Source organism: uncultured Photobacterium sp. (assembly GCF_947039875.1).
GTDB lineage: Bacteria > Pseudomonadota > Gammaproteobacteria > Enterobacterales > Vibrionaceae > Photobacterium.
The window spans coordinates 1-26,475 of record NZ_CAMRAN010000052.1 but is presented as its reverse complement, the minus strand read 5'-3'; the positions used below and the strand labels follow the sequence as shown (position 1 = coordinate 26,475).

At 38.1% G+C, this 26,475-nt stretch carries 28 protein-coding genes and 3 pseudogenes; 17 read left to right on the top strand and 14 right to left on the bottom strand.

Translation table 11 applies throughout. The features are described from left to right. Positions 1-7: 7 nt before the first annotated feature. Together Q0V26_RS15290 and Q0V26_RS15285 are read right to left on the bottom strand one after the other, a co-directional pair. A complete protein-coding gene (locus Q0V26_RS15290) occupies positions 8-1,411 on the bottom strand; it encodes a recombinase family protein (RefSeq protein ID WP_297483402.1) in 1,404 nt (467 codons plus the stop codon). A gap of 231 nt (positions 1,412-1,642) precedes the next feature. Beyond that, positions 1,643-2,098, bottom strand: a complete 456-nt coding sequence (locus Q0V26_RS15285; protein ID WP_297483399.1) for a VF530 family DNA-binding protein — start codon at positions 2,096-2,098, stop codon at positions 1,643-1,645. Between the two features lie 109 nt (positions 2,099-2,207). Here Q0V26_RS15285 and Q0V26_RS15280 point away from each other — a divergent pair, with 109 nt between their 5' ends. Continuing rightward, a complete protein-coding gene (locus Q0V26_RS15280) occupies positions 2,208-3,323 on the top strand; it encodes a S8 family serine peptidase (protein ID WP_297483396.1) in 1,116 nt (371 codons plus the stop codon). 50 nt (positions 3,324-3,373) lie between these two features. Here the strand turns inward: Q0V26_RS15280 and tdh are convergent, their stop codons facing one another. Together tdh and Q0V26_RS15270 are read right to left on the bottom strand one after the other, a co-directional pair. Further along, on the bottom strand, positions 3,374-4,405 hold the full coding sequence (gene tdh / locus Q0V26_RS15275) for an L-threonine 3-dehydrogenase (protein ID WP_297483394.1): 1,032 nt from the start codon (positions 4,403-4,405) through the stop codon (positions 3,374-3,376). 100 nt (positions 4,406-4,505) lie between these two features. Then, positions 4,506-5,699: a glycine C-acetyltransferase gene (locus Q0V26_RS15270; RefSeq protein ID WP_297483391.1), complete on the bottom strand. Its 1,194-nt coding sequence runs from the start codon at positions 5,697-5,699 to the stop codon at positions 4,506-4,508. 290 nt (positions 5,700-5,989) lie between these two features. Here Q0V26_RS15270 and Q0V26_RS15265 point away from each other — a divergent pair, with 290 nt between their 5' ends. The 4 genes from Q0V26_RS15265 (at position 5,990) to Q0V26_RS15250 (ending at position 9,688) form a co-directional block, all read left to right on the top strand. After that, complete coding sequence (locus Q0V26_RS15265) at positions 5,990-6,913, top strand: LysR family transcriptional regulator (protein ID WP_297483388.1); 924 nt, start codon at positions 5,990-5,992, stop codon at positions 6,911-6,913. Between the two features lie 185 nt (positions 6,914-7,098). After that, the gene (locus tag Q0V26_RS15260) at positions 7,099-7,386 is read left to right on the top strand and encodes a hypothetical protein (protein ID WP_297483385.1); all 288 of its coding nucleotides are present in this window, start codon (positions 7,099-7,101) and stop codon (positions 7,384-7,386) included. Positions 7,387-7,536: 150 nt separating this feature from the next. Continuing rightward, a complete protein-coding gene (locus tag Q0V26_RS15255) occupies positions 7,537-8,664 on the top strand; it encodes an anhydro-N-acetylmuramic acid kinase (RefSeq protein WP_297483382.1) in 1,128 nt (375 codons plus the stop codon). A 64-nt stretch (positions 8,665-8,728) separates the two neighbouring features. Further along, the gene (locus tag Q0V26_RS15250) at positions 8,729-9,688 is read left to right on the top strand and encodes an LD-carboxypeptidase (protein WP_297483379.1); all 960 of its coding nucleotides are present in this window, start codon (positions 8,729-8,731) and stop codon (positions 9,686-9,688) included. A gap of 72 nt (positions 9,689-9,760) precedes the next feature. Here the strand turns inward: Q0V26_RS15250 and def are convergent, their stop codons facing one another. Then, positions 9,761-10,273, bottom strand: a complete 513-nt coding sequence (gene def, locus Q0V26_RS15245) for a peptide deformylase (protein WP_107276123.1) — start codon at positions 10,271-10,273, stop codon at positions 9,761-9,763. A 502-nt stretch (positions 10,274-10,775) separates the two neighbouring features. On the opposite strand from def, the gene Q0V26_RS15240 reads away from it, so the two are divergent. From Q0V26_RS15240 to Q0V26_RS15230, 3 genes are all read left to right on the top strand, one after another. Continuing rightward, entirely contained in the window at positions 10,776-12,977 is a 2,202-nt protein-coding gene (locus tag Q0V26_RS15240; RefSeq protein ID WP_297483376.1) for an immunoglobulin-like domain-containing protein, read from the top strand. Between the two features lie 207 nt (positions 12,978-13,184). Further along, complete coding sequence (locus Q0V26_RS15235; RefSeq protein ID WP_045038647.1) at positions 13,185-13,463, top strand: hypothetical protein; 279 nt, start codon at positions 13,185-13,187, stop codon at positions 13,461-13,463. Between the two features lie 93 nt (positions 13,464-13,556). Next, positions 13,557-14,903, top strand: a complete 1,347-nt coding sequence (locus Q0V26_RS15230) for a DEAD/DEAH box helicase (RefSeq protein ID WP_297483371.1) — start codon at positions 13,557-13,559, stop codon at positions 14,901-14,903. Positions 14,904-15,235: 332 nt separating this feature from the next. Here Q0V26_RS15230 and Q0V26_RS15225 read toward each other — a convergent pair whose 3' ends face one another. The 3 genes from Q0V26_RS15225 to Q0V26_RS15215 form a co-directional block, all read right to left on the bottom strand. Beyond that, the gene (locus Q0V26_RS15225) at positions 15,236-16,255 is read right to left on the bottom strand and encodes a transposase (RefSeq protein ID WP_297483368.1); all 1,020 of its coding nucleotides are present in this window, start codon (positions 16,253-16,255) and stop codon (positions 15,236-15,238) included. 114 nt (positions 16,256-16,369) lie between these two features. Continuing rightward, on the bottom strand, positions 16,370-16,879 hold the full coding sequence (locus Q0V26_RS15220; RefSeq protein WP_297483365.1) for a GNAT family N-acetyltransferase: 510 nt from the start codon (positions 16,877-16,879) through the stop codon (positions 16,370-16,372). A gap of 54 nt (positions 16,880-16,933) precedes the next feature. Next, entirely contained in the window at positions 16,934-17,341 is a 408-nt protein-coding gene (locus Q0V26_RS15215; RefSeq protein WP_297483362.1) for a VOC family protein, read from the bottom strand. A 258-nt stretch (positions 17,342-17,599) separates the two neighbouring features. Between Q0V26_RS15215 and Q0V26_RS15210 the strand changes: the two genes are divergently transcribed. Then, positions 17,600-17,977, top strand: coding sequence for a hypothetical protein (locus tag Q0V26_RS15210; RefSeq protein ID WP_297483359.1), 378 nt, complete (start codon positions 17,600-17,602; stop codon positions 17,975-17,977). Positions 17,978-18,392: 415 nt separating this feature from the next. Here the strand turns inward: Q0V26_RS15210 and Q0V26_RS15205 are convergent, their stop codons facing one another. Continuing rightward, positions 18,393-19,547 carry a nitroreductase family protein gene (locus tag Q0V26_RS15205; protein WP_297483356.1) on the bottom strand — a complete coding sequence of 385 codons (1,155 nt, stop codon included), beginning with the start codon at positions 19,545-19,547 and terminating at the stop codon, positions 18,393-18,395. Positions 19,548-20,126: 579 nt separating this feature from the next. Here Q0V26_RS15205 and Q0V26_RS15195 point away from each other — a divergent pair. The 3 genes and pseudogenes from Q0V26_RS15195 to Q0V26_RS15185 all read left to right on the top strand — a co-directional run. Continuing rightward, positions 20,127-20,411: a type II toxin-antitoxin system RelB/DinJ family antitoxin gene (locus Q0V26_RS15195; protein ID WP_297483353.1), complete on the top strand. Its 285-nt coding sequence runs from the start codon at positions 20,127-20,129 to the stop codon at positions 20,409-20,411. Next, a complete protein-coding gene (locus Q0V26_RS15190) occupies positions 20,408-20,686 on the top strand; it encodes a type II toxin-antitoxin system RelE/ParE family toxin (RefSeq protein WP_297483350.1) in 279 nt (92 codons plus the stop codon). The genes Q0V26_RS15195 and Q0V26_RS15190 overlap by 4 nt, the downstream gene beginning before the upstream one ends. Before the next feature lie 93 nt (positions 20,687-20,779). Then, a pseudogene (locus tag Q0V26_RS15185) lies at positions 20,780-21,004 on the top strand (hypothetical protein); the annotation flags it as partial. A 137-nt stretch (positions 21,005-21,141) separates the two neighbouring features. Here the strand turns inward: Q0V26_RS15185 and Q0V26_RS15180 are convergent. Next, the gene (locus tag Q0V26_RS15180; protein WP_297483347.1) at positions 21,142-21,672 is read right to left on the bottom strand and encodes a GNAT family N-acetyltransferase; all 531 of its coding nucleotides are present in this window, start codon (positions 21,670-21,672) and stop codon (positions 21,142-21,144) included. Beyond that, positions 21,669-21,938: a DUF1778 domain-containing protein gene (locus Q0V26_RS15175; RefSeq protein WP_363316472.1), complete on the bottom strand. Its 270-nt coding sequence runs from the start codon at positions 21,936-21,938 to the stop codon at positions 21,669-21,671. Before Q0V26_RS15175 ends, Q0V26_RS15180 begins: the two co-directional genes overlap by 4 nt. Before the next feature lie 323 nt (positions 21,939-22,261). Here Q0V26_RS15175 and Q0V26_RS15170 point away from each other — a divergent pair, with 323 nt between their 5' ends. From Q0V26_RS15170 to Q0V26_RS15160, 3 genes and pseudogenes are all read left to right on the top strand, one after another. Beyond that, positions 22,262-22,534 carry a DUF1778 domain-containing protein gene (locus tag Q0V26_RS15170; RefSeq protein ID WP_080157230.1) on the top strand — a complete coding sequence of 91 codons (273 nt, stop codon included), beginning with the start codon at positions 22,262-22,264 and terminating at the stop codon, positions 22,532-22,534. Beyond that, complete coding sequence (locus Q0V26_RS15165) at positions 22,531-23,037, top strand: GNAT family N-acetyltransferase (protein WP_297483405.1); 507 nt, start codon at positions 22,531-22,533, stop codon at positions 23,035-23,037. Before Q0V26_RS15170 ends, Q0V26_RS15165 begins: the two co-directional genes overlap by 4 nt. A 192-nt stretch (positions 23,038-23,229) precedes the next feature. Then, a pseudogene (locus tag Q0V26_RS15160) lies at positions 23,230-23,495 on the top strand (site-specific integrase); the annotation flags it as partial. Between the two features lie 119 nt (positions 23,496-23,614). On the opposite strand, the gene Q0V26_RS15155 reads toward Q0V26_RS15160, so the two are convergent. The 3 genes from Q0V26_RS15155 to Q0V26_RS15145 all read right to left on the bottom strand — a co-directional run bounded on the left by Q0V26_RS15155 (position 23,615) and on the right by Q0V26_RS15145 (position 25,617). Then, positions 23,615-23,902 carry a type II toxin-antitoxin system RelE/ParE family toxin gene (locus tag Q0V26_RS15155; RefSeq protein ID WP_065193611.1) on the bottom strand — a complete coding sequence of 96 codons (288 nt, stop codon included), beginning with the start codon at positions 23,900-23,902 and terminating at the stop codon, positions 23,615-23,617. Beyond that, positions 23,892-24,143 (bottom strand): type II toxin-antitoxin system Phd/YefM family antitoxin, encoded by a 252-nt coding sequence (locus tag Q0V26_RS15150; RefSeq protein ID WP_107190698.1) that lies wholly within the window; start codon positions 24,141-24,143, stop codon positions 23,892-23,894. Before Q0V26_RS15150 ends, Q0V26_RS15155 begins: the two co-directional genes overlap by 11 nt. 460 nt (positions 24,144-24,603) lie before the next feature. Further along, on the bottom strand, positions 24,604-25,617 hold the full coding sequence (locus tag Q0V26_RS15145; protein ID WP_297483326.1) for a restriction endonuclease: 1,014 nt from the start codon (positions 25,615-25,617) through the stop codon (positions 24,604-24,606). Positions 25,618-25,959: 342 nt separating this feature from the next. Between Q0V26_RS15145 and Q0V26_RS15140 the strand changes: the two are divergent. Both Q0V26_RS15140 and Q0V26_RS15135 read left to right on the top strand, forming a co-directional pair. Beyond that, positions 25,960-26,130, top strand: a pseudogene (locus Q0V26_RS15140) (phage integrase N-terminal SAM-like domain-containing protein); the annotation flags it as partial. A 5-nt stretch (positions 26,131-26,135) separates the two neighbouring features. Further along, on the top strand, positions 26,136-26,475 hold a 340-nt coding region (locus Q0V26_RS15135), incomplete at its 3' end, for a transposase (RefSeq protein ID WP_297483324.1).

Genomic DNA, 26,475 nt, shown 5'->3' with positions numbered 1-26,475 from the left:
CAGCCGCTTAATTTAAACACCTATAAAGGTGTACAGTTTTACTTGACCACTTCAATCCGACTTTTTGTAATAGCTGTCCGAAGGCTTCTACATCTTCAAATAAATCATTTTCTAGTTCAGGTAACATACTTGAATCAATATCTTTAGGCTCTGTTACCGTTTGGATTATACCCACTCGACTATTTTCTAGTTTATCTATTTGTTGTTCTAGAATTGTGTATTTATTAGTAAGAGAATCATTAAAACCAACTTTTGAGCCTAGCTCTAGTAAGTTATCACGCTGAGATTTTAAAGAATCCAGTTCACCATCAATAACAATCAACTTTTCATCAATATCAGTCTTCTGTGACCTTGTAGCTATACGCGCTAAAGCATCAAGATACGTTTGAGAACGCACCCAATCCAATACTTGGTAAGGAATCGTTTTCTTATTATTACACTTATCTTTACGTTTATTTGACTGTGAACATAGCATAGCGTCCTTAGAATGTGGATTACTCCTTATTGCATAATTACCACCACAGCAACCACACTTAACTAATCCACAAAGGAAACGACCACTTCTCGGTGTTTGACTTTTCCCTGCTCCTCTATTTTTTAATTCAGCTTGAGCCGCATAGAATAATGATTCGGGAATTGCTGGTGGGTATACGTTAGGTATATCTCCCCAATATCCAATAGCAGTTTTATTTTTCAACCATCGTTTAACACTTGCAGGGTCTGTCGTTCCAAACTTCTCTGGGTACTTTTCCCGTAGTCTATTTAAAATCCTACGCTCACCAAAGCCACCAAGATATAAATTATAAACACTATTTAAGATATACTTATCATCATCAGTAACTTTATCGTATCTCTTCGTTAAATCGTCCCATGTAATCCACCACGGGGTTTTCCTTTTCACTCCCAGCCCTTCTGTGGCTTTTCTTTTTTTGTCTTCCCACGCCTTGCTGAGGCGGTCTGATAAGCTTTTAGAATACTGGTGTGCGCCTTGAACCTTACCAACTAAGACATACAATAAGCCACTATTAGCAGCAATAGAGTCAGTACTGTATTCGGTGTTATCTTGAAGAGTAACAATCTTTACCCCTGAACTAATGATTTGTTGAATGATAGAAATCATTTCAAGTTCAGGTAAACGACCTAATCTATCCATTGCTTCAATTAAAATGAAATCACCAGCTTTAATGTGATTAGATTCAATAGCTACGAGTAGCTTTCCCAAATCATTTTTAAGGTGTTTTCCTGTATAACCAGATTTACCTAAATCTTTAAATTGAAGGTTGGATAATAAAACATCAGGATTAGATTTTAACCACTTGTTTATATAATCTTGCTGTCTAGCAACAGATGAGCCGTTACCTTGGACAAGGGAAGAAAAGCGGATATAGGGTATAGCTTTGGGTTTGTTCATAACAGATAGCCTCATTGTGAACGTGTAAGGCTTGGAGGTATTAGCTACTATGCAAATTGCATTGTGATATTAGCTGTTGAAATCAATGTACTGTTTCCAAAATTTGTGAATATATCAAGCATTAAAAAAGCCGCTCAATATAGGCGACTTTTTCTCTAAATTGTTGTCTAGTATAGCAGCTTTCGTGACATACATCACCCTAAATTAGTGCTGCTATTTAGTAACTAATGATTAACGACGCGATCGACCGCCGTTGTTGCGGCCACCATTACGACCACTGTTAGAACGTTCTTTATGTGCTGATGCCGCTTTTGCTTGCGATAACAAAATAGACTCAACAGTGAGTTCCATTGGTGTTTTTGGTGTAATGCCGTGAGCAAATGTACGCATACGTGGCGGTAATTCAAATTCAGCCGCAGAAGCACGAGGCATACGCTTAAAACGAGACAGGTAAAAACCTTCTACTTTTTCACGTGCCCACTCTGTTTTCTTCAAGTATTTAACGCTACTTGCAATAGATGGTTTGGTATTGAAACAGTTCATACGCATTGCTGTATCAAGAATTTCCCAACCGTAATGATCAACAAGTTCTGTTAGCATTTTCTCTAAGCTAAGACCATGTAATGGATTATTTTGCAGTAATTGCTGCTCTAGCGTCAGTTGTTCTGGCTGTAATGATTGCGGCATAAGTATTCCAATACGAAATAAATAATAATTGGCTATTTTAACATATAAAATAGTTCTTCTCTTCTATAATCATAGTAAGTCAATTTCAATACTTACTAGGTATATTATTATGACTCGATTAATAGCGCTATCATCTATTCTTCTTTTATCAATACCTTTATACGCATCAAGCACCCCAGAAAAGCTTAAAAATCAATATATTATTCAATTTGATAATACTATACCAAAAGAGAAGCGTTCAGAAATCACACAACAAATAATCAATAAAAAAGGACAGATAAAACATCAGTATCATAACGCAATAAAAGGTATGTCAATAACCTTACCTCCTCAAGCTTTACAGGCATTAAAAAAACGTTTTCCTGAAATTATTCATGTTGAAGAAAATATTACCGTGGCCCTAGTAGCGAAAAAAGAAAGACCTAATAAAAAGCCTGATAATAATGATTCAACGCCAGTACGTTCAATAGAAATTATTCCTTGGGGCGTAGCATATGTTGGAGGGGGGGAAGTCGCTGAATATGGCACCGCATGGATTATTGATACAGGTGTTGATAGCAGACACCCGGATTTAAATGTTGATAAATCTCGTGGTGCCAATTTTATTAAAGGTAAAAATACAACCGAGGATGGTAATGGGCATGGCACCCACGTAGCCGGAACTATTGCAGCAAAACTTGATGGTTTTGATGTTGTTGGGGTTGCAGCTGGTGCTACTGTTATTCCTGTTCGAGTATTAGATAATAACGGTAGTGGGACAATGGATGGCGTTATTGCCGGTGTTGATCATGTCTATCGTAATGGTAACTATGGTGATTGTGCCAATATGAGTTTAGGTGCTCAAGGTTTTTCAAGCGCACTAGATTCAGCAATAAAAGCAACAGCCAATAAAGGTATTATTTTTGCCATTGCAGCGGGTAATGATGCTGCAAATGCGGCTAATTATACTCCAGCAAGTACAACTCACCCCAATGTTTATACAATATCAGCATTTGATAGTAATAATAATTTCGCGTGGTTCTCAAACTATGGTTCAGCTATTGAATATTCTTTACCTGGCGTAAATATTTTATCAACCAAAGCTGGAGGGGGAACAGTAGAATATAATGGTACATCAATGGCATCGCCCCATTTTTGTGGTCTAGCGATCATCGGAAGTTATTATATTAGTCACTATGTAAATAATGACCCTGACGGAATACCAGATCCAATTCCTCATTTATAAAAAATGCCAAAAATAAAGAAGCCGTCTACAAAGACGGCCTCTTCAATCACTTATTCCCAATCAAGAATAACTTTGCCCGACATGCCTGAACGCATAACATCAAAGCCTTGCTGGAAATCATCAATCTTGTAATGGTGCGTAATGATTGGGGTTAGATCTAGGCCTGATTGAATCAAGCTTGCCATCTTATACCATGTTTCAAACATTTCGCGACCGTAGATACCTTTAATGATTAAGCCTTTAAAGATAACTTGAGTCCAATCAATGCCCATGTCTGATGGTGGAATGCCTAATAATGCAATCTTACCACCGTGGTTCATGCTTGATAACATGCTGTTAAATGCCATTGGATTACCTGACATTTCTAAACCAACATCAAAGCCTTCCTTCATGCCTAACTCATCCATAACATCAGTTAGGTTTTCATTGGCAACGTTAACGGCGCGAGTTACACCCATTTTACGTGCAAGATCTAAGCGGTATTCGTTAACATCGGTGATCACAACATGGCGAGCACCAACATGTTTTGCAACCGCGGCTGCCATAATACCAATTGGGCCAGCACCGGTGATCAAGACATCTTCACCGACAAGATCGAACGATAATGCAGTATGAACCGCATTACCAAACGGGTCGAAAATCGACGCTAAATCATCTGAAATATCATCTGGAATTTTAAACGCATTAAATGCAGGAATAACCAAAAACTCAGCAAACGCACCTTCACGGTTAACACCAACACCAACGGTATTACGGCATAAATGGGTACGACCACCACGACAGTTACGGCAATGCCCACAGGTAATATGCCCTTCACCAGAAACACGGTCACCTAAGTTAAAGCCACGGACTTCTTGCCCCATGCCAACGACTTCGCCCACATATTCATGACCCACAACCATAGGCACAGGAATGGTTTTTTGTGACCATTCATCCCAGTTATAGATATGCACGTCAGTACCACAGATAGCTGTTTTCTTAATACGAATAAGTAGATCATTATGCCCCATTTGCGGCTTATCTACTTCAGTCATCCAGATACCTTCTTCAGGCTTTAACTTAGCAAGAGCTTTGATTTTCATAACACTTATTCCATAAAGCTAGAACAACCTCAATAGCTGTTCTATACAATAGCCTTAACACACTGCTAAGGCCGTGCCGATGTTAACAACGAAAAACGAATTAAATAATAGCCATCTCTTTACCCACTTCGATAAAGACATCAATCGCTTTATCAAGTTGCTCACGGGTATGTGCTGCTGACATTTGAGTACGAATACGTGCTTTGCCGTTTGGTACTACTGGGAATGAGAAACCGACCACATAGATACCTTTTGCTAATGCACGCTCAGCAAATTCTGCTGCTACTTTTGCATCACCTAGCATAATTGGAATGATAGCGTGATCAGCACCCGCCATAGTAAAGCCCGCTGCTGTCATACGAGCACGGAAATGCGCCGCGTTAATCCATAGATTGTCGCGTAAATCACCACTTTCAGCTAATAGATCAATAACACGGTTTGATGCGGCAACAATCGCTGGCGCAACAGAGTTTGAGAATAAGTATGGACGTGAACGCTGGCGTAGCCAATCAATCACTTCTTTCTTACCAGATGTGTAACCGCCTGATGCACCACCCATTGCTTTACCTAGCGTACCAGTAATAATATCAATGCGATCCATCACATTATGGTGCTCATGAGTACCGCGGCCATTTGCGCCCATAAAGCCGACAGCGTGAGAGTCATCGACCATTACAAGTGCGCCATATTTCTCCGCTAAATCGCAAATAGCAGGCAAGTTAGCCACTACGCCATCCATTGAGAACACACCGTCAGTTACGATCAATGTATTACGTGCGCCCGCTTCTTTAGCTGCGATCAATTGTTGCTCAAGCTCTTCCATGTTGTTGTTTGAATAACGGAATCGCATTGCTTTACATAAACGTACACCATCAATAATAGAAGCATGGTTTAGTGCATCTGAAATAATGGCATCTTCAGCACCAAGGATCGTTTCAAACAGGCCCGTATTGGCATCAAAACATGAGGTATAAAGAATGGTGTCTTCCATTCCTAGGAAATTCGATAGTTTTTGCTCTAATTCTTTATGTGCATCTTGTGTACCACAAATAAAACGTACAGATGCCATACCAAAACCGTGTTGATCCATGCCCGCTTTTGCCGCAGCAATCAGCTCTGGATGATTAGCCAAACCCAAGTAGTTATTGGCGCAAAAGTTTAATACTTCTTCACCTGATTGAATCTTAACTGCAGCTTGTTGTGCAGACGTAATAATACGCTCAGATTTGTAGAGTCCTTCAGCTTTAACATCTTCAATTTGCTGATTAATTTGCTTATAAAATGCAGAAGACATGTGTTCCTCACAGATTTATTGGATGGTAGCTAAGCGCAATCGCTGATAAAACCTAAAAGCTATTTCTTCCTGACTAATAATACACTGCAATGGCAGCATTAAATATCGAAGTCTAGGGAGTAGCTTTCGTTTTACACCTTTTTTATTTGAAAATCGCCAACTATTTGGTGTTTTTTATCAACACTTTGAACTAGAACTTAATTGGTCACTTTTCAGCATTCTAATTCAAACCTAACCACAGTATTATCCCATACCATGGAAAATGATTATTGACTCTTAGGCACAAATGAATGGAAACTAATAAGCTCATCGCACTAATGCCAGATCTGGCTGTTTTTATCGTGGTGGTTGATGAAGGCAGCTATACCTCTGCCGCCAAAAAGCTCAATGTCACCCCTTCTGCATTAAGTAAACAGATATCACGCTTGGAGGCCGCGCTTTCCGTTAAATTATTAGAACGTACCACTCGAACCTTGGTGATCAGTGAGTCTGGTAAACGTATCTATAGCCAATGTACAACGATGTTTGATGCCGCTAAACAAGCAATTGAAATCTCCCATTCAGAACCGATTGTGCCTGCGGGCATGATTACAGTTGCCGCCCCCAAAGCATTTCTATCAATTGTCTTGCAGCCTTTAGTAACGCCATTTTTAATCCAATATCCAGATATTCAATTAAAGCTTAAAGCCCGTGATGGTGATATTGATATTATAAAAGAAGGGATTGATGTGGTATTTAGGCTAACTGAAAAGCCAAGTGAGGATTTAGTCTTAAAGCAAATAGGCAAAGTCGATCTGATGCTATGTGCTAGCCCTGAATACTTAGCACAACGTGGCACACCCCAAACGCCATTAGATCTTATTCATCATGATTGTTTGTATTTAGGGGAAACCAATACTGACAATATTTGGGAGTTTGAACAACAACATACACGACATCGCGTTACTGTAAGTGGTCGTTATGCAGTTAATCACTCTCAAATGCGACTTAATGGTGTAAAAGATAACTTAGGAATTGGTATCTTCCCTGATTTTGTCATCAAAGAAGCCTTACTCAAAGGTGTGGTAATTCAAGTATTACCTGCATGGACAATACGTGGTAACTATCACGGTGATATTGCACTTCAATACGCCCAAACGAAATTTATGCCAGCACGATTAAGAGCGTTTATTGACTATATAACAGCAAATTTTAGCTCGCAAGATATTGATTAATTTGGAATTTTTAAGAAAATGTGCGTTTTTGTCACTTTTTGTTTTTTTTAACACTTATTTTTGCCGTGACGCTAAAGTTATCATTTGCACCGTACTGATACACTTAGTGCATAAAAGGCCATCACAAAATAAAGGACAATCGGTCCTCTCAATGTATGCCTCCGATGCGAAAAGGATCAGTGTTTATGCACTCAAAAATCATAGAAAATCATGATGAATTAATCCACTGGATGCGTTTAGTCGAGAATACCTATGGCCGTTCAATTCTAACTGATACTGCAATTCACTTTGTGTCAGGCACTTATGATGACGGTACGACTGGTCATATGATTGAAATTTTCGATCTTGATGATGCAATGATTGCCAGTTCAGCAGTGAGCCACGAATTAGCTGAGTTTGCGAATAAAATGAACAACGTCGTTCAACAGCAAGGGGCTAATAGTCTTGCCGCTTCTCGTAGTGTCATGCATTAAAACAATTAACGTAAATATTCCATCGCTACTTTATTTCTCAGTCACTTCTGATTAGAGTGACGCTATAGCTTATACTTCGAACAGTATAATTAACTGCTTAACGGCCATGATAAACAGCAGCCGTTAAATTGAAATACAGTGGGAACAGCGATGGAAAAATATATTGGTTTAATGTCAGGGACGAGCATGGATGGCGTTGATGCTGTTCTCGTAGAAATTGACAACAATAATATTCGATTACTTGGTTCGCATCCCTTTGCTATGGGTAATAATCTCAAACAATCATTGTTAGATATCTGTTTAGGCCAACCAACAAATTTACAAACATTAGGTGAACTAGACCACCGTTTAGGTCATCTTTTTGCTGATGCTGTATTAGCACTGCTGAATAAAACCCAAACGGATGCTACAGATATCACCGCTATCGGCAGCCACGGCCAAACCGTCTTTCATTCTCCTCACACAGAATATGCGTTTACGATGCAAATTGGTGATGCCAATATTATTGCTGCCAAAACAGGCATTACTACCGTTGCTGATTTTCGTCGCAAAGACATGGCATTTGGTGGCCAAGGTGCACCGCTAGTGCCCGCTTTCCATCAACAACTTTTTAGTACAACCCAATGTACTCGAGTAATTTTAAATATTGGCGGCATTGCTAACATTACCGTTTTAGAACCCAATAAAGCGGTAACAGGCTTTGATACTGGCCCTGGTAACATGTTGATGGATGCATGGATCAACCTCCACCAGCAAAAAAGTTATGATGAAAACGGTAATTGGGCCCGTTTAGGAACAGTGAGTTCAGTATTATTAACTCGCTTATTGTCTGAGCCGTATTTGCAGCTATCAGCCCCTAAAAGTACTGGCCGAGAATTATTTAACCTAACATGGCTACAACAGTATTTAGCTGAACCAACGATTGCTAAACTGCAACTCTCTGCTTGTGATATTCAAGCAACACTCACTGAATATACCGCGCAAACTATTGCTAATGATGTCAAAAAAACAGGCCTAACCCCTGCCGTCACACCAAATGAACTCTTAGTATGTGGTGGCGGCGCTCATAACCCGATTTTAATGCAGCGACTTGCAGAACTGCTGCCAAGCTGGCAAGTTATAACAACCGCAGATCGTGGCGTAGATATTGATAACATGGAAGCAATGGCGTTTGCATGGCTTGCGTATCGCACCATGCATCATCAATCAGGTAATTTACCCGAAGTGACTGGAGCCAGTCGTTTAGCCCAATTAGGCGCGATTTATCCTGCGGATTAACGATATATTACGCTTTGATGATTCTTGTACTTTGATAATAATTGGCCTTTGATGAGAGTTTTCCATGAACACACCGATTACAAACACGCCCTATAAAAATGTTGCCTTAATTGCTTGCTCTACTCAATTTGACCCAACACAAGTACCACAAGTGGTTAGCGTTTTAGAGAGTCATGGCTATCATGTAAATTGCCATTATTTACAACAAAATATTTCAGATTTTGGTTATGTTGATACTGATCAAGCGCGAGCCCATAACTTAATTAAAGCATTACTTGATTCAACAATTGATGTGTTGTGGTTTTATCGTGGTGGTGGTGGTGCATTAAACTTATTACCGTACCTACACCGTTATAAGCAGCAGCTATTAGCCATTCCAGCAAAAGTGATTGTTGGGTTCAGTGATGTTACTGCTATTCATAGTTTTCTAAATGATGAATTAGGATGGCGCTCAATTCACGGTGTTAATGCCAATAACCACCTTGATATGGGCACAACAAATCAGCAACCATTGCCTGATATCTTCGAAATAATGAATAACGGTATAGTTTATAACAATGCACTGCCACTTAATGCACTAGCACAACAAGCAGCTTCTATTACGGGAATTTTAATCGGTGGTAATCACACCCTTGTTGCTGCAACATTTGGCACTAAATATCAGCCTGATTTCACAGGTAAAGTATTATTACTTGAAGACATTGGTGTGACTTTTCGTCAATTAGATCGTTACTTACAACAATTATTGTTTTTAAATGATTTCAATGTAGAGGCGATTATTTTTGGTCAATATTATTCTACCGATCCAACAGATCAAGAACGAATGATGTACAAAGCAGTATTACAACGATTTGCTGATCAATGTAATAAGCCCGTGTATTACTTTCCTTTCTTTGGTCATGGCAAATATAATCAACCATTTATTCTTGGTGAAAGCATAACGTTACAACGTAACCAAGATTCAACGGAATTAGACATGACTGAATACGTAATATGCATTCAACCCCCCTTTCACAGTAAATAAATCGTCATCATTTACCAATAAAAAAGGCTGCTGAGTAGTTCTCAACAGCCTTTCAACAGCTATAGCTAAAGATTACTTTGCTTGAGTCTTCAAGAATTTCTTCACTTTCTTCATTGCCATTTGGCGCTTAAGAGGTGATAGATAATCAATGAAAAGAATACCTTTTAGGTGATCAATCTCATGCTGGAGTGCGATAGCAAGAAAATCATCACGCTCAAGGTGAATATCATTACCATCACGATCAAGCGCAGTTAATTCGATTTTCTCGAAACGCTCTACATCTGCGTAGTAATCAGGAACTGATAAACAGCCTTCTTGACCAATTACTGGGTTTTCACCACGAACAATCTTAGAGTTAACGAATACCTGTGGTTCATTACGCTCTTCAGATAAATCGATAACAATAATAGACTCTTTGCGACCTACTTGAGGAGCAGCTAAACCAATACCATTACCCGTTTCGTACATGGTTTGTAGCATGTCGTCGATAAGCGTTTGGATATGTTCAGCTTTTACATCTGTTACTTCTTCAGCTTGAACGCGTAGCTTTGGATTTGGTTCGGTTAAAATTTCTAAAACTGCCATTTTATCTCTTACTTAATCGAGTACTTAGGTTACTTTGCAGTAACTTATCAGATTACCGCAAAGGATCAAAATCCTTACGATATTCTGTTGATGACGCTACTTTACCTAAAAAAAAGCTGCAACAACAATTGATAATAACAATTAATTTAATAAGTGATCCTAATCCAAGGCGTAAACATTATAAAAAACACCCATTTTATTAATATATATTCATAAAACCCTTTCAACGATAACAATCTGTTTCTGAGACCTTTTTCATATTTACGCTTATTTTATTCATCATTTATTCCAAAAAATCGCCACCTAATAAACCATTGTTCAATTAAGAATAAATAACGACAGTTTTCAGACTAAAAGTGATATTCATACGCCAATTAATTGACACGTAAGCAACTGATTTAAATGTTTTTTGTTACACAATCACGCTTCTCATCTCCTACCCTTGTGGTAGCATTTATTCGCTTTATTATTACAACTCTTACCTCTTTTTAGGGTCAAATAAATGAATAAAAAAACAACGTTTCTCACATTAAATGCTATTGCTCTCGCGTTAACCTCTATGAGCTTCACCGCCAACGCTGGTGAAAAGATGGTTAACCCTGAAAATGGCGTTGTCGTTGGTTACTGGCATAACTGGGCTGACGGTCGTGGTTATAAAGCAGGTAATGCTCCCGCTATGAGCCTTAAAGCCACGAACCCAATGTATAATGTGGTTGCTGTTTCTTTTATGAAAGTTTATGACACTGCCGAAGGTCGTATCCCTACTTTTCATTTAGACCCTGCAACAGGTTTAACTGAATCACAATTTATCGACCAAATTAAGCTACTAAACGATCAAGGCCGTGCCGTTATACTGGCACTTGGTGGTGCAGATGCACACGTTGAGCTGCAAAAAGGCGATGAAAATGCTTTTGCCGCTGAAATTATTCGCCTCACTGATGTTTATGGCTTTGATGGTTTAGATATCGATCTTGAGCAAGCGGCTATTGATGCAAAAGATAACCAAACCGTTATTCCAGCAGCACTGCGCATAGTAAAAGATCATTACCGTGAGCAAGGTAAAAACTTCCTTATCACTATGGCTCCTGAGTTCCCATACTTAACTGCTGCGGGTAAATATATTCCTTATATCACCGCTCTTGATGGTTACTACGATTGGATCAACCCTCAGTTTTACAACCAAGGTGGCGACGGTGTTTATGTTGAAGGCCCTGGTTGGATTGCACAAAATAACGATGCACTAAAAGAAGAGTTCATTTATTACATTGCGGATTCATTGGTTAACGGTACGCGTGGCTTTACTACTATTCCACACGACAAATTAGTGTTTGGTATTCCAACTAACATTGATGCCGCGGCAACCGGTTTTATTAAGAATCCTCAAGATCTGTTTAATGCTTTTGCACGTTTAGAAAAACAATCACAGCCTCTTCGTGGTGTGATGACATGGTCTATTAACTGGGATATCGGTACTGATGCTTCAGGTAAAGCATACAACAGCAGCTTTATTGAAACCTATGGTCCATTTGTTCACAGCCAAACTCCACCTGTTGTTCAACCTGGAAAGCCTACTATTGCTGGAATAACAGATACTCGCGTACAGCATAAAACATCATTTGATCCAATGGCTGGTGTAACAGCTAACGATAAAGAAGATGGCAATCTAACCGATTCAATCGCGGTAACGGGTAATGTTGATACTCAACGTGTTGGTGATTATGTGCTGACTTACTCAGTAACAGATTCAAATGACAACGAGACCGTATCACCACGTAAAGTCACTGTCTTTAGCGCCTTTCCTACTTTTGCTGGTGTAGAAAACAGAGTGATTAAAGTGGGTGACATTTTTGACCCAATGGCTGGCGTTTCTGCAACAGATGCTGAAGACGGCGATCTAACAACAAACATTTCTGTTTCTGGCACTGTAACCACAGCTATTGCAGGTTCATATGAACTGATTTACAGCATTACAGACAGTGCAAACCAAACTGTAACTGTAAAACGTGTTGTGGTGGTTAACGATGGCTCTATCGTATGTACACCAGCATGGAAAGCAGATGCAACTTATGTTGAAGGTGATGTTGTCAGTCACAATGGTAAAGATTGGCAAGCGGGTTGGTGGACACAAGGAAATGAACCGGGTACCACTGGTGAATGGGGTGTGTGGCGCGAAGTTGGTGACACCGATTGTGGCGGCGATGTGGAACAACCTGAGCTTGATTTTACTGCGAGTTTAACCGGTATTAATAGCAACTACACCATCACTAATGGTATTGCAAAATTAACCCTTAATTACACCGCAAATAAAGCAGCTTCAGTACAAATCGATGTCATTGATGCAATGGGTTACCCTGTTTCAGGAGGTCAATTTACGGCTAAGGTCGATAACAGCAAAACCATTAATATGGTGCTTGATAATGTTGTTGCTAGCACATACTCATTACGTATGATTGCTGAATCAAACAATGACAGCGTAGAACAACGTGCACATTTCACTTTAGAAGATAAAGGCACAGTTGAGCCACCAGTTACAGATGCACCAGCTTATGAAGCAGGTAAAGCTTACCTTGCAGGTGATAAGGTATTAGCGTCTGATGGCAATATATACCAATGTAAACCATGGCCATACACAGGTTGGTGTGCAAGTGCATCATACGCACCAGCAACAAGCCAATACTGGGCTGATGCTTGGGACAAACTGTAATTATCTAGATAATAACTATGGGTAATTAATAATAAGCCAGCGGTAAGTAAATAACTTATTGCTGGTTTTTTTATGATGACAAAATCAACTTTCTAGCCCTAATACCAATCAATTCATCTGTCCAATAATACCCTTTCATAAGATAAACATGGTTATTTTAACTATGCTTAATTAGAATACCAATTTAGCCTAGATACACTTGATACCATGAATAAAAAACCTGATCGTCAAACGGCAATGCGCCAACTTCTGACTGAGGTTAAGCAGGCATTTCCACTTTATGAACCTGAAACCTTTGTTTGTGGACCTGATAATAAATGTATTGGCTGTCCTAAGAAATTATTAGAACTCGTCGATACCGAAGTTAGTTACTGGGAACATGCAATTGAACGTGGCGTAACGCCACAGTTTGATGAAATTCGCCAGTTTGGAAAGTTATGTAAAAACGTCCGCCGTGGCTTAATGCGAAATAATATAATGACCTAAGGTAGCCGTGCTATAATCCACGGCATTGTTCGTCGGCTATTACTTTAACTTTTAGAGATAGCCGTTATTTGATTTATTTATCTGAGATTCTACATGCCTTTCTCTAAGCTTGGATTAAGCGACGCTATCGTTAAAGCAGTAACCGATATGGGTTACACCACTCCTACGCCGATTCAAGAAAAAGCCATTCCGGTGGCACTAACCGGCAAAAACTTACTTGCAGCAGCACAAACAGGTACCGGTAAAACGGCTAGTTTTGTTCTTCCTATTCTGCAAATGCTTGATGATGGCCAGCAAGTGCGAGCTAAACGCGTTCGTGCATTAATTCTTGCGCCTACACGTGAACTTGCGGTTCAGGTTGAAGCAAATATTGTTCAATACAGCAAACACACCAATTTAACCTCAATGGCAATGTACGGTGGTGTCGATTACGAACCACAAAAACGTCGCCTAATTGAAGGTGTTGATATTTTAGTAGCAACACCTGGTCGTTTATTGGATATGTACACCAAACGTGCTATCCACTTTGATGCGATTGAAATTTTAGTGCTTGATGAAGCTGACCGTATGTTAGATATGGGCTTTATCGAAGATATTAATAAGATCATCGAACGTTTACCGCTTGATCGCCAAAACATGTTGTTCTCAGCGACCTTATCAGCTCAAGTACGTCTTCTTGCAAAAACAGCAGTACGTAATCCAGTTGAGATCAGTGTTGCTAAAGATGAAGCATCACAGCCGAAAATTGACCAATGTTTGATCACTGTTGATAAAGACATGAAATCATCACTATTGAGCCATTTAATTAATGAGCAACAATGGGATCAAGCATTGATCTTCATCGAAACCAAGCACGGTGCCGCTAAATTAGTAAGCCAACTTGAAAAACGTGGCATTGCCGCAGAAGCAATCCATAGTGGTCGTAGCCAAGGTTCTCGTGCACAAGTATTAGAAGATTTTAAAGCGGGTAAAGTAAAATACTTAATCGCAACAGGCGTTGCTGCTCGTGGTCTTGATATTGATGAGTTAACCCGCGTTGTTAACTATGATCTGCCCTTCCCTCCTGAAGAATATGTTCACCGTATCGGTCGTACTGGTCGTGCAGGCTCTAAAGGTGAAGCGATTTCATTTGTATCACGCGATAACTTCAAAAACTTATGCATGATTGAACGTCTGTTAGGCCACTTAATCGTACGTAAAGAAATTGATGGCTTTGTACCAACTAAAGAAGTGCCTATTTCTATTTTAAACTTCAAGCCTAAATACCAAAAGCCTGAAAATGATAATAGCAACGGTGACAAGCCACGTCGCAATAGTAAACCGCGAAGCAATGCACCAAGCACTGATAAACCAAAGGCAAAGAAGCCGAAAAACCGCAAGCCAATCACTGATCGTGATACGGGCATTCCACGCGGAACGCGTAAGCCTAAATCCGTTTAACTGATATAAATCGCCATAAGATCTGTTATACAGTTTTATGGCGATATTTTCTAAGATGGGACAGGCATATCTTTTCCAAATCGAAGCTAACAATTCAACAAGATCACTTTGATATTAGACAGCCATAACTAAAATGGGACAGCCATATCTTTCTAGCATCAAGACCACCACACACTGAGACAATAACAACCAAATACCATTTACTTCGGTTTTTAATGTAACAAAAACCAACCTCACAATAATAAAATACCTTATTTATTGTTTAACAAGATCGCCAAATGCCACAATAAACGATTATTGCGGTGATAAGCTTCTTTATCAAAGATAGGTTTTTAACTAGGGTGTAATCTTTGACTCGCTACCTTACCTTTACACCAACGACCACCAAAATGCTGTTGAAACGAACACATTCGCGACCATTTACCACTTACATTGGTATAGTGCTCCATAAAGTCATTACTATTATCTAACCACGCATCTCCATTAACCCCCATTTGTTGTAACAGTTTAGGTTGAGTGGCCGGAATAAAGCCTTTTTTATCATCGCGAATACTACGTCCAGTCCAATCAATCAGCTCTAAGTAATCTTTAAAATCAAATTGTATCCCCACCTGTTTAGCCTGATGTTCAGCACCAACAAAAGGTAATAATCCAATTTTAGAGCGCTTAATTGATGATGAATTTAAGGTTGATTTTTTTGCTATAGACGTTTGATGGCACTCTACTATTCGCTGCTGAATTGAAGTAAAATCAGAATCTTGTAACGATGTTGCGAGCCCTGCTCGAATAGGATTTAAATCAACATACATCATGCAAGAGAGTAATGCTTGTTCGTCTAACAACGCTTGAGATTTAAAACGTCCTTCCCAAAAAGCACCAGTACAATCATCTTCTTTGTTGGCTTTACGTGCAATTTCTTCATTTAAACACCGCATAAACCAGCTAATACTGCCTAATCGTGACTGCCATTCTGCAACCAATGTTGATAACGCTTGTTTCTTATCTACACCAACATCACCATTATTAACAAAATCTACCGCAATCGGATGACCATTAAATAACTGTAACCAACGCGAAATAACCTCTTGAGGTGATAATGCCTGCTGTTGTTGTGTATCAATTTTCAAGACTAAATGATAGTGGTTATTCATGACGGCATAGGCGCAAACATCAATACAAAACACCTCAGACAATTGCTTGATTCTATTCACGATCCAGCCACGTCGATGCTGGTAATTCTTACCACTGTACGGATCCTCACCACACAAATAAGCCCGCCTGACACAGCGATTAATAATATGATAATACGGAGTAATTTGAGGTTCGATCAATTTACGTCTTGAGACAGTCATTTCTTCCACCATAAGCAACTTGAAGCTTAAGTGTAGTAGCTTATCGAAAGTCTGCAATGATTTGGCTGTCCCGTTTTTTCTTTTTATATTTCTTTTATGGCTGTCCTATCTTTATTATGCCGACGTATACTCATATAAATTGTTTTGAGAGCCGTACAACACCATTGTTTCTTTAAGCTCAAACCCTATTTTTTGTAATAACCGATTAGAGCCGTCATTATCAAGTAATGTAACCGCTAAAACCGTGTTTAAAGAGTGAGCTTTCATTCCGACATTAAGCACAGAAGAAGCCGCTTCAGCTGCGTACCCTTTTTTACAAAACTCAGTTAAAAATGCATAGCCTAAATCAGGATAATCTAATTCTTCTCTTTTTAATAAACCACAGATCCCAATCGGCGTTGCTGTCTCTTTCAGTGAAACTAAATTTAATCCAAAACCATAATCACGATAACTCGCTAATGGCCCATTAATTAAATAATTCACAGCATCTGCATGTGTTCGAACATTTTTATCTGCTATATAATGAATAAACGCTTCTTCATTCAATAACTGTATAATAAATTCAGCATCATCTAACGTTAATTGTCTTATTATTAGTTGTTCGGTTTCAGATATTAGTTTCATCAAATAGGTTCCTAAAAATAGTAATACTGTTCAAACATCTTTTTTGCGAACCAATTATTTTTGGTTTAATTGTAACAAGTCCCACTTAGTGCCATATAAGTCTTTAAACACAACAACCGTACCGTATTCTTCGACGCGAGGCTCTTCTGTAAATTTAACACCTTGCTCTTGCATAAACTCATAGTCTCGCCAGAAATCATTTGTCTGAAGAAACAAAAAAACACGACCACCCGCTTGATTACCAACAGACTGTAACTGCTCATCATTACTTGCTTGTGCGAGAAGTAAATGAGTTCCTATTGAATTTGGTGGCGAAATTTGAACCCATCGTTTACCTCCGCCTAAATCTGTGTCTTCGATAAGCTCAAATTGCAGTTTCTTAGTATAAAATTCAATCGCATCATCATAATTTTCAACAACTAAAGCAATATTACCAATTGTTTGCTCAATAAGATTATTCATATTATTCTCACTATTCTCACTATTCTCACTATTCTCACTATTCTCACTATTCTTAAAAAATAGAATTGGTGACTCATATTTATTTCAATAATGTAATAGTCAAGTAAAAATTCACATATTTCATTAGTGTTTAAATTTTAAAAAAATCTATTTTAGTCATTTAAATTAGCATTATTTTAAGTCAAAAGAAACAACGTGCTATTTTAATAAATGCCTTATTTTACTATGATGTGGAAAATTATACACAGGCTTAATGCAATGAAAAAAATTAGATACCCATTTGATTTACATGGTAAAATATCAATAACCTTCAAACAGCATATTAAACCTATTTTTATTGACACTCATAGTAATAGTGCTGATGTCTCGATTGATGAATTTGCAGTACATTCATTTAATTATGACTCAGAGTCTCGATTATTAAGTATCTCATTACAAAAAGCAATTAATGCCGTCGCAAATAATGAAGATATAATCAATGGAGATGAATTAGATAACAATATAATTAAAGTAGATTTGGTTTATTGTTTATATAATGCCTCAATAATTAGCTCTCACATATCTTATCCTTTAGATGCTAACTCTTTTATCGAGTCTATATCTGTTTCTAAACATTTAACATTGCATTTAAATTAATAAAATAAAAATTTAAGATACTCGGCAAACTAACAGTTCCGAGTGTCGACAACACCTGAAATATATTATCAAATACTACAATATAAATATCCAGACCCCACATCCTTTAATATAATAGAAATACATTTTTATATTCATTATTATTTCAACACCCAATCAAATATCCTAAACAAATAGAATCTAAAAATTAGTTAATATTTAATTGATATATTGACTATTCTTTTTGATAATAATATTCGTACACTTCGTCGCATTCTTCACTATTTAGATAAATCGCCTAATATGTTAATCACGAATGATCTCAAGCAATACTTTGCTCAACTGATTAAAACCTATTCATGGAGAACAGCCAAAATATATGGCTGTCCTCTGTTTTCTTTTGTAGGTGGCCAAAATTAACTATGTTACTTCACATCTAATCAGGTCGGTTTAAGTCTTCAGCAACTACCCAGCTGATGTCGTAACGTGGTAACTCGGGGGCTTCTGCGGAGACTCTCTCGCTAGGTGACATGACTTTGAAATGACCGCGCCTATTCAAAGCTGTACAACCTATTTCCCAGTTAGCACACCAGATTCCAAGCGCAACCGGAGAATAATACCGCGAGTTTACGGACGCGAAAAAGTCAAAGCGAATGAGATTTTCTTCACCATTTTCCTGATCTATTATTGCGATACAGCGTGTAGTTTGTCCATTGTATGACGACGGTGACCATTGGCAAACCTCATAACAACGTCCATAAACACAATAGGGCTTGGCTTGAGTATCCAATGGCGTATTAAATGACAAGTCAGAAAAAAACAGCTCCGATAAAAGTAAGCGTTTATGCATTAAACGATTAAATAAGCGAATGAATAATGGCTTATACATCGAATCATAACCGATTGCACAAACACAAATAACATGATCTTTTGTTGGGTCGATCTTGTTTCCTAGATGTTGCATAATACTTTTATTATCAGCCCCTGGTCCTATCCAGCAAGTCGCAATTCCCATACGAGTTGCTTCGATAACAATTTTTTGCAGACTCCGACCAACATCAATAATTGATAAGCGGTTATATTTCTTCGGAGCAATGGCCACCAGAAATTCATGAGCACCAACAACTGGCCAAACGGTTAATGGTGCTTTGATATATTCGAATCGAATCGGTTTTTGCCCAAGTAGTTGGTTTTCTTGGGTATGAAACTGAACTGCTTTGAGTAATTCAGCATGATGTTCCGCTGTTAAATTACGAGATTGAAATGAACGACAAGATTGGCGTGATCGCATTAAATCAAATATATCGAGATGATTTTTATTGGGAGGTAATTTTTCAGTTGGATGTAATCCATATTTCACCATTACAATCGTTCCAACCAATGCGATACTTAATAATGTAGCTAAACCGAGAGGCAACCAAAACAACAAAACTTGCCAATGCCCAATTAACCAACCAACCCCACTAATCAGTAGTAGTATCAAAATCCATATTGCATGAATAATGTATTGTAACCACCCACTAAACTGGAGCTGCAATTTAAGCTTCCATAAGCCGCTATCTTCAAATGACCATTGTTTTTCTAATGGCATATCAATCTCCCTATTAAACGAATTTTTGATAAAGTATATAACTATGGCTACGTGGCACCTGCATAACTCATTTACGACTGTGCACTTATGCTTAAAATTGACGCCCTAAACGAGAAAAAACCGACAACTTGAAATGCAGAGTGTAGTAAATCGTATTTATACATTTATTGAACGAACAGCAACGTTAATATTATATTTATAAACAACACGTTACCAACCTAATTCTACAAGGTAAACGTCCAGCCACTATTGATAGTTATAGTTGCGCACTTATTCGCATTCTTCACCATTTAGATAAATCGCCAGATACGTTAACCACTGACGATCTTAAATGATACTTTGATCAACGGATTAAAACCCATTCATGGAGCACAGTCAGAATTGATCGTAATAGTTTACGAAAGTTATGGGTGTCCTATGTTTTATCATGACATTCGCAATATTTACTTATATAAAGCGGCTCGGGCTTGTCCAACACTTGAATAGGTGTCGGCTGCGCGACATATATCCTTATCTGTTAATTGCCCTTACCTAACTCCAGTGCTAACATTTGTGTGTACATTAAATTAGGAGCAACTCATGGACACTAGAATTCAATTTCGTGTTGATGACGAAATTAAACGCTTAGCCCAGCAAATGGCTGAGAGCCAAGGACGCACACTTAGCGATGCTTGCCGTGAACTTACTGAGCAAATGGCTGAACAACAACGCAAAGTATTATCTCACGACGCTTGGTTAACTGAACAAGTAAACCTAGCATTTGAGAATTTTGACTTAGGAAAAGCTTCATTTGTTGACCATGACTCAGCAAAATCACGAATGGCTGAACGAAAAGCTAAGATTCGCAGCCGAGGTCAACAATGATTTTATGGGAAGAAGAATCGCTAAATGATCGTGAGAAGATCTTTGAGCTTCTTTATGACTTCAACCCTAACGCAGCAGAAAAAACTGACGAAATCATCGAAGCAAAAGTAGAAAACTTACTTGAGCAACCACTTATGGGTGTTCAACATGATGGTATTCGAGGACGATTACTAATTATCCCGGAAATCTCAATGATCGTTTCCTACTGGGTTGATGGCTCAGCAATTCGTGTAATGCGCGTTCTACACCAGAAGCAAAAATTCCCTACCGACTGATTGTAGTCGGTGGGCAAACTAACGCCTACATAACACGTTTGCTACTATGCAGATTAAGCTACCTTTAATACTCCTAATAATAGAGTATTAAAAATGAACAACAAACAACAGCAACGTTAAGATTATCTTTATACACAACAAGTTACCACCTAACTTTACAAGGTAAACGTCCAGCTACTATTGATGGTTATGGTCGTGCACTTCGTCGCATTACTCACTATTTAGATAAATCACCTGGTACGTTAACCACTGATGATCTTAAACTAATTAATTAAAACCCATTCATGGAACACCGTCAGAATTGATCGTAATGGATTAAGAAAGTTATGGGTGTCCTATGTTTTATCATGACATTCGCAATATTTACTTATATAAAGCGGCTCGGGCTTGTCCAACACTTGAATAGGTGTCGGCTGCGCGACATATATCCTTATCTGTCATATTCACTCTTACGTCTAAGTGAATAACTGACCGACTGTTTTCATTGGTATGAACATTCTTACCCGATCGTTGATTTCACAAAGAACCTCAAAACCATATTTTGCGTAAAATGACTCTGCTTGCTCAGTTAAGCAATCAACAACAATGGCATAAGCTCTCATATGAGAGTTAATTTCCCAAAGATATTCTAGAGCTTTGATTAAGCTAACTTTACCTAACCCACTTCCATGAAATTCTTTATGAACCGCAAGTTGAGCTAAAAGGAAAACAGGAATAGGATAACGTGGTAATTTTTTAGCCATCGCTTGTGGCAACGTATCACGGCTAATCGAACTTGGCGCAATACTATAAAATGAACAGATTGGATATTTTTGATTTGGTAATGGCACAGAAGCAGGCAAAACCATTGTCCGACTAATACCTGCTTGCATATGTTTAGCAGCTTGAGTTTGGATAAAATCATTCAACTCTTTTTCACCACAGTCAAATGATGCTCTATCGTGTTGTGATTTATCCAATTCTTTAAAAGTCTTGGAATAACTCACTTAAACTCACCACTTTTAGTAAATGCAGCAGCTTCAAGTAATGCTTTATTCGGAGCTTTAGCCTCGTCACAAGCAATCATGAATTGGTCAAATACATTTGCTTCAACTGTGATGCTTTCATGTTCAGAAATCACCTGAGTTGAATCTTCGTCCATTAAACGAACAACGTATTCAGTTAAGCTTTTTAAACCAAGTAAAGCTGAAGCTTTCTCAGCCTTAGCTTTGATTTCTTCATCCAAGCGAATATCAAGTCTTGTAGTAGCCATAAAACCTCCAATCGTACGGAGTAATTCCGTAGTTGAATTGAGTATAAGATTTAAACAACCAAAGTGCAATTTGTACGGAGCTAATACGGATTTAATTTTTAAGCTTTGTGAATATAACGCCTGCATAACGCGTTCACTACCATGCAAATTAAGCCTAAATTTACCACTTGATACGGTAAACCCAAAGAAATCTAGAATGCCGAATGTAGCAAATCGTGTTGATGCATTCGTTAACTGCGTGCCAAAATGGCACAAAACTTGTCAGCGTATAATAATTAAACTACAATTCACCTGTGCCACTTTGACACTGAATGGAGATTATTATGGCTACTACATTACCTCGTATTACAGCACGTGTAGATATTGATACACAAGAACTACTATCTCAAGCTGCGGCTATTGCCGGTATGTCTAGCATTAACTCATTTGTGCTTAGTGCGGCTGTAGAAAAAGCTAAAACTATTATGGAACGTGAACGAACCCTACAACTAAGCCAGCAAGATGCTATGACGTTAATGACTGCGTTAGACCAACCTGCTAAGCCAAATAGCAAGTTACAAAAAGCCGCTTCACGTTATATGGATAAAACTCAATAATGAATACTGTCCAATTAGAAAAAGCTAAACATGACCGAAATCGTTTTGACTGTGGTATTACCGCACTCAATAATTACTTGAAAGTTATGGCAAGCCAACAAGCTAAGAAAGACAATACTCGTACTTTTGTTCTTGAAGATAAGCAATGTCCTGAGCACATTATTGGTTATTACACATTAACAATGACACCGATTGATATTCAGGATTTACCTCCTAAATTACAGAAGAAACATCACAGTGTAACTTCTGGTGGTTTAATTGCCCGCTTAGCCGTTGACCATAGATACAAAGGTCAGGGTTTCGGTGAATGGCTTTTGATTGATGCGCTTAGAAAACTATTAATGGCAAGTGAAACGGTCGCCTTCCCTGTCGTCATTGTTGATGCAAAAGATGGCGCTGAGAATTTCTATGAAAAATACGGCTTTACCGCATTCAAAGATACTGATAACAAACTGTTTATTACAATTGCAGACATTAGAGCTAGTATCGGTGAATTAATTTAAACCGAGAAGCAGTTAACGCCACCATAACACGTGCTGACGACCAACTTTCAAAACCAATTATACTTCAAACTAAAAACGCCGAATGTTATCAGCATCGTGTTGATTCATTTGTTGAACGAAGCCGTTGCGCGGCAGAGTAAAGCAAACAGCGATTAAGCTACCTTTAATACTCCTTTTAATCGGGTGTTAATGATGAATAACGAACAACAGCAACATTCAGATTATCTTTATACACAACATGTTACCCACCTACCTTTATAAGGTAAACGTCCAGCCACTATTGATGCTTATAGTCGTGCACTTCGTCGCATTAGTCACCATTGAATAAATCACCTGATACGTTAACCACTGATGATCTCAAGCGATACTTTGCTCAACTGATTAAAAACCATTCATGGAGTACCGTCAGAATTGATCGTGATGGATTACAGTTTTTCTTTAAGCATGGACTTCAACGTGATTGAGAATGACGAGCTCATAACATTCGTAGTATTTATAGTTATATAAGATTACTCTGGCTTGTCTAATCTTTAAATAGACATCGACTGCGCGGCATATATTCTTATTTATTATCTTACTACCTAAAGCGTGAACCTAACTTCTTATAAACAGCATCTTTGTCCCTTTTACCAATAGCTAATACATAAACAACAATTTCATCGTCGATGACTTCATAAGCTAAACGATAGCCTGCTGTACGCAATTTAATTTTATAAACAGAATCATAACCACGTAATTTTGATGCAGGAACATGAGGATTTTCAAGACGCTCAATTAGTTTCTTTTTAAACTGAGTTTTAATTGGTGGAGCTAACTTGCCCCACTCTTTTTGTGCCGCAGGTAAAAATTTTAGTTTATAAGTCATCGATATTGACTTCCACAGCGTCTGATAAATCAAGTCTGCGGCTTTCAACAAGCTTAGAAAGCTCGTAATCATCTAACATATCCATTAGAAATTCATAAGTCTCAGCAGGTACTAGGTAAGCCGCTGGTTTATTGTGATTTAAGATGGCTATAGCAGCGCCATCAGCTTCGTTCAAAAGAGCCGTTGGATTCTTTTTTAATTCTGAAATACTTGCTGAACAATCAGCTAAAACTTGTCTCATGATCCCACCAAAAAAGTATTAAATTAAGTGCTAATTTTAGACCTTTTTTAGATTGGCTGCTACTTTTATTTTTTACATATAACGCCAATTACGTTACAGACCAACTTAAAGTAACGCACCAATTTTACTTTTTTACTCAACTCATTAAAACCCATTCATGGAGCACAGTCAGAATTGATCGTAATGGATTAGGAAAGCTATGGGTGTCCTATGTTTATTGACCCAGATAAAAACGTAAAATAATAAGGATAATGGCATTAACGCGTAATAATTAAAGAGGATCTAATTATAAATCAATGAATTAAATTGATTGGTTCACGCCAAGGATAACGCTCGACTTCTTTTCAGCATCACCTTTCATGACATTCCCAATATTTACTTATATAAAGCCGCTCGGGCTTGTCCAACACTTCGGATAGGTGTCGGCTGCGCGACACATATCCTTATCTGTTATATCTAATTACACACGTACAATGCCAGAGCCTGGAGTTCTTAACTCCGAAAGCCACTTAGAAATATTATCGCCATTAACCTCCTCAATAGGATAACCACGAGCAGATACCGTTTTTCTAGCTCCAACACTAAACTCTGATGTTGTCACTAATAACCCCATTTCAGCTCCTTCGTGCAAAACGTCCGTATATAAGCCTTTAATAGTTAATTTTTCAATTTTACTTTTATAACGTTTACACTGAATAATAAACTTAGGTGAATCTATTTCATCAGGATGCCAGACTCTAACATCTACACCATCATCATTACTTCCCGGGCCTAATTCAGCTTTATAACCAAATTGAGTAAAGCACTCAGCTGTCAATTCCTCGAATTTACGCCAATGTATATCGTGTAATTTTTCATTATTAACAGAAAGGAAATCAATGAAGCGTTGATCAAAAAAAGCGCCTTCTTTAGCTATTGGTTTATACTCATTAAAAAGTGCATTTAGATCAACAATATTATCCCATTCATTAAACCGTAACGCTGAATGTGGGCTATATCTTTGCACTGCGTCATTAGCCTCAATAAGCTTAATTATTCCATCTAACCCTTTATGACCAAACTTTTGAGCTGCTTCGTTGATCATACTAGAAGGATCAAGAATTTTTTTATTTTCTTTAATTGCTTTGCGAGTTGCAGTTCTAATATTACGCGTAAAAATTTCTTGAATGCTATTAGCAAACTCCATTCCGCCTGATTTTTCTAAATCTCTTAATACGTCAAATACCTCAAAGTGTCCTTTGAAAACTTTTTCGGTCGTACCTACTTTATGTAGCAATTCATAATAAAGCGATTCGTAGTCTTCAGAACGAATCCTTAAACCATATTTTTCTGAATTTTGAACATCATCAGCAAAGTGAGTTCCAGATAGTAAATCGCACATATGTTCAATAGAAGCCGCAACTCCTGATTTATAGCCTAATAATTCATGTAAATGATCGGCAAAATCACCTTGTTTAAAACAGATAGAACCCACGTTGTCCTCCTATTAGATATAACAACTTATTATATTAACAACTTGCCCGTATTTATCTCGCAATAATATAAAAATCATTATAAATCAGATACATTTTTAGCTATTAATCCCAATAGTAATCACAAAATCGGGCACTTGCCATCTAGTTTCTGGGTTTTCGACTAGTAGTCGTCAGCAGAACATAGGACAGACATATCTTTATTTTAAAAACTCAACACGCGGCAAGTAGATTCCCTATCGCCCTCACGGGTATTAAAACAGTCGTGTCCCATCTATGCCCCATTTGAAAAAATGACGGCCGTTGAACCATTAACACTTTTATGGCTGTCCTATCTTTCGTAAGGTAAACGTCCAGCCACTATTGATGGTTATAGTCGTGCACTTCGTCGCATTACTCACCATTTAGATCAATCGTCGGATACGTTAACCACTAATGATCTCAAACGATACTTTGCTCAACTGATTAAAACCCATTCATGGAGCACCGTTAGAATTGATCTTAATGGATTGCAAAAGTTGTGGGTGTCCTATGTTTTTCTCCTCACATTCATATGGTGATCACTGGCGGTGGCTTTGATGACAAGAAACGACAATGGAAACAGTGTAAAAACAAGTACCTATTTAATGCTTTTGCGTTAGCGAAAATATGGCGAGCTAGATTGCTGGAATATATCACCAGCGTACTCAAGCTCTCCTTACCTGACAAATTAGCAAATAAATGGGTAGTAGATTGCCGCCATGTTGGTCATGGAAAACCCGCTTTATTGTATTTATCAACGTATCTTTATCGTGGGATCATCGCAGATAAAGACATTCTTTATCTCGATAATCATCAGGTGACATTTCGATATAAAGATA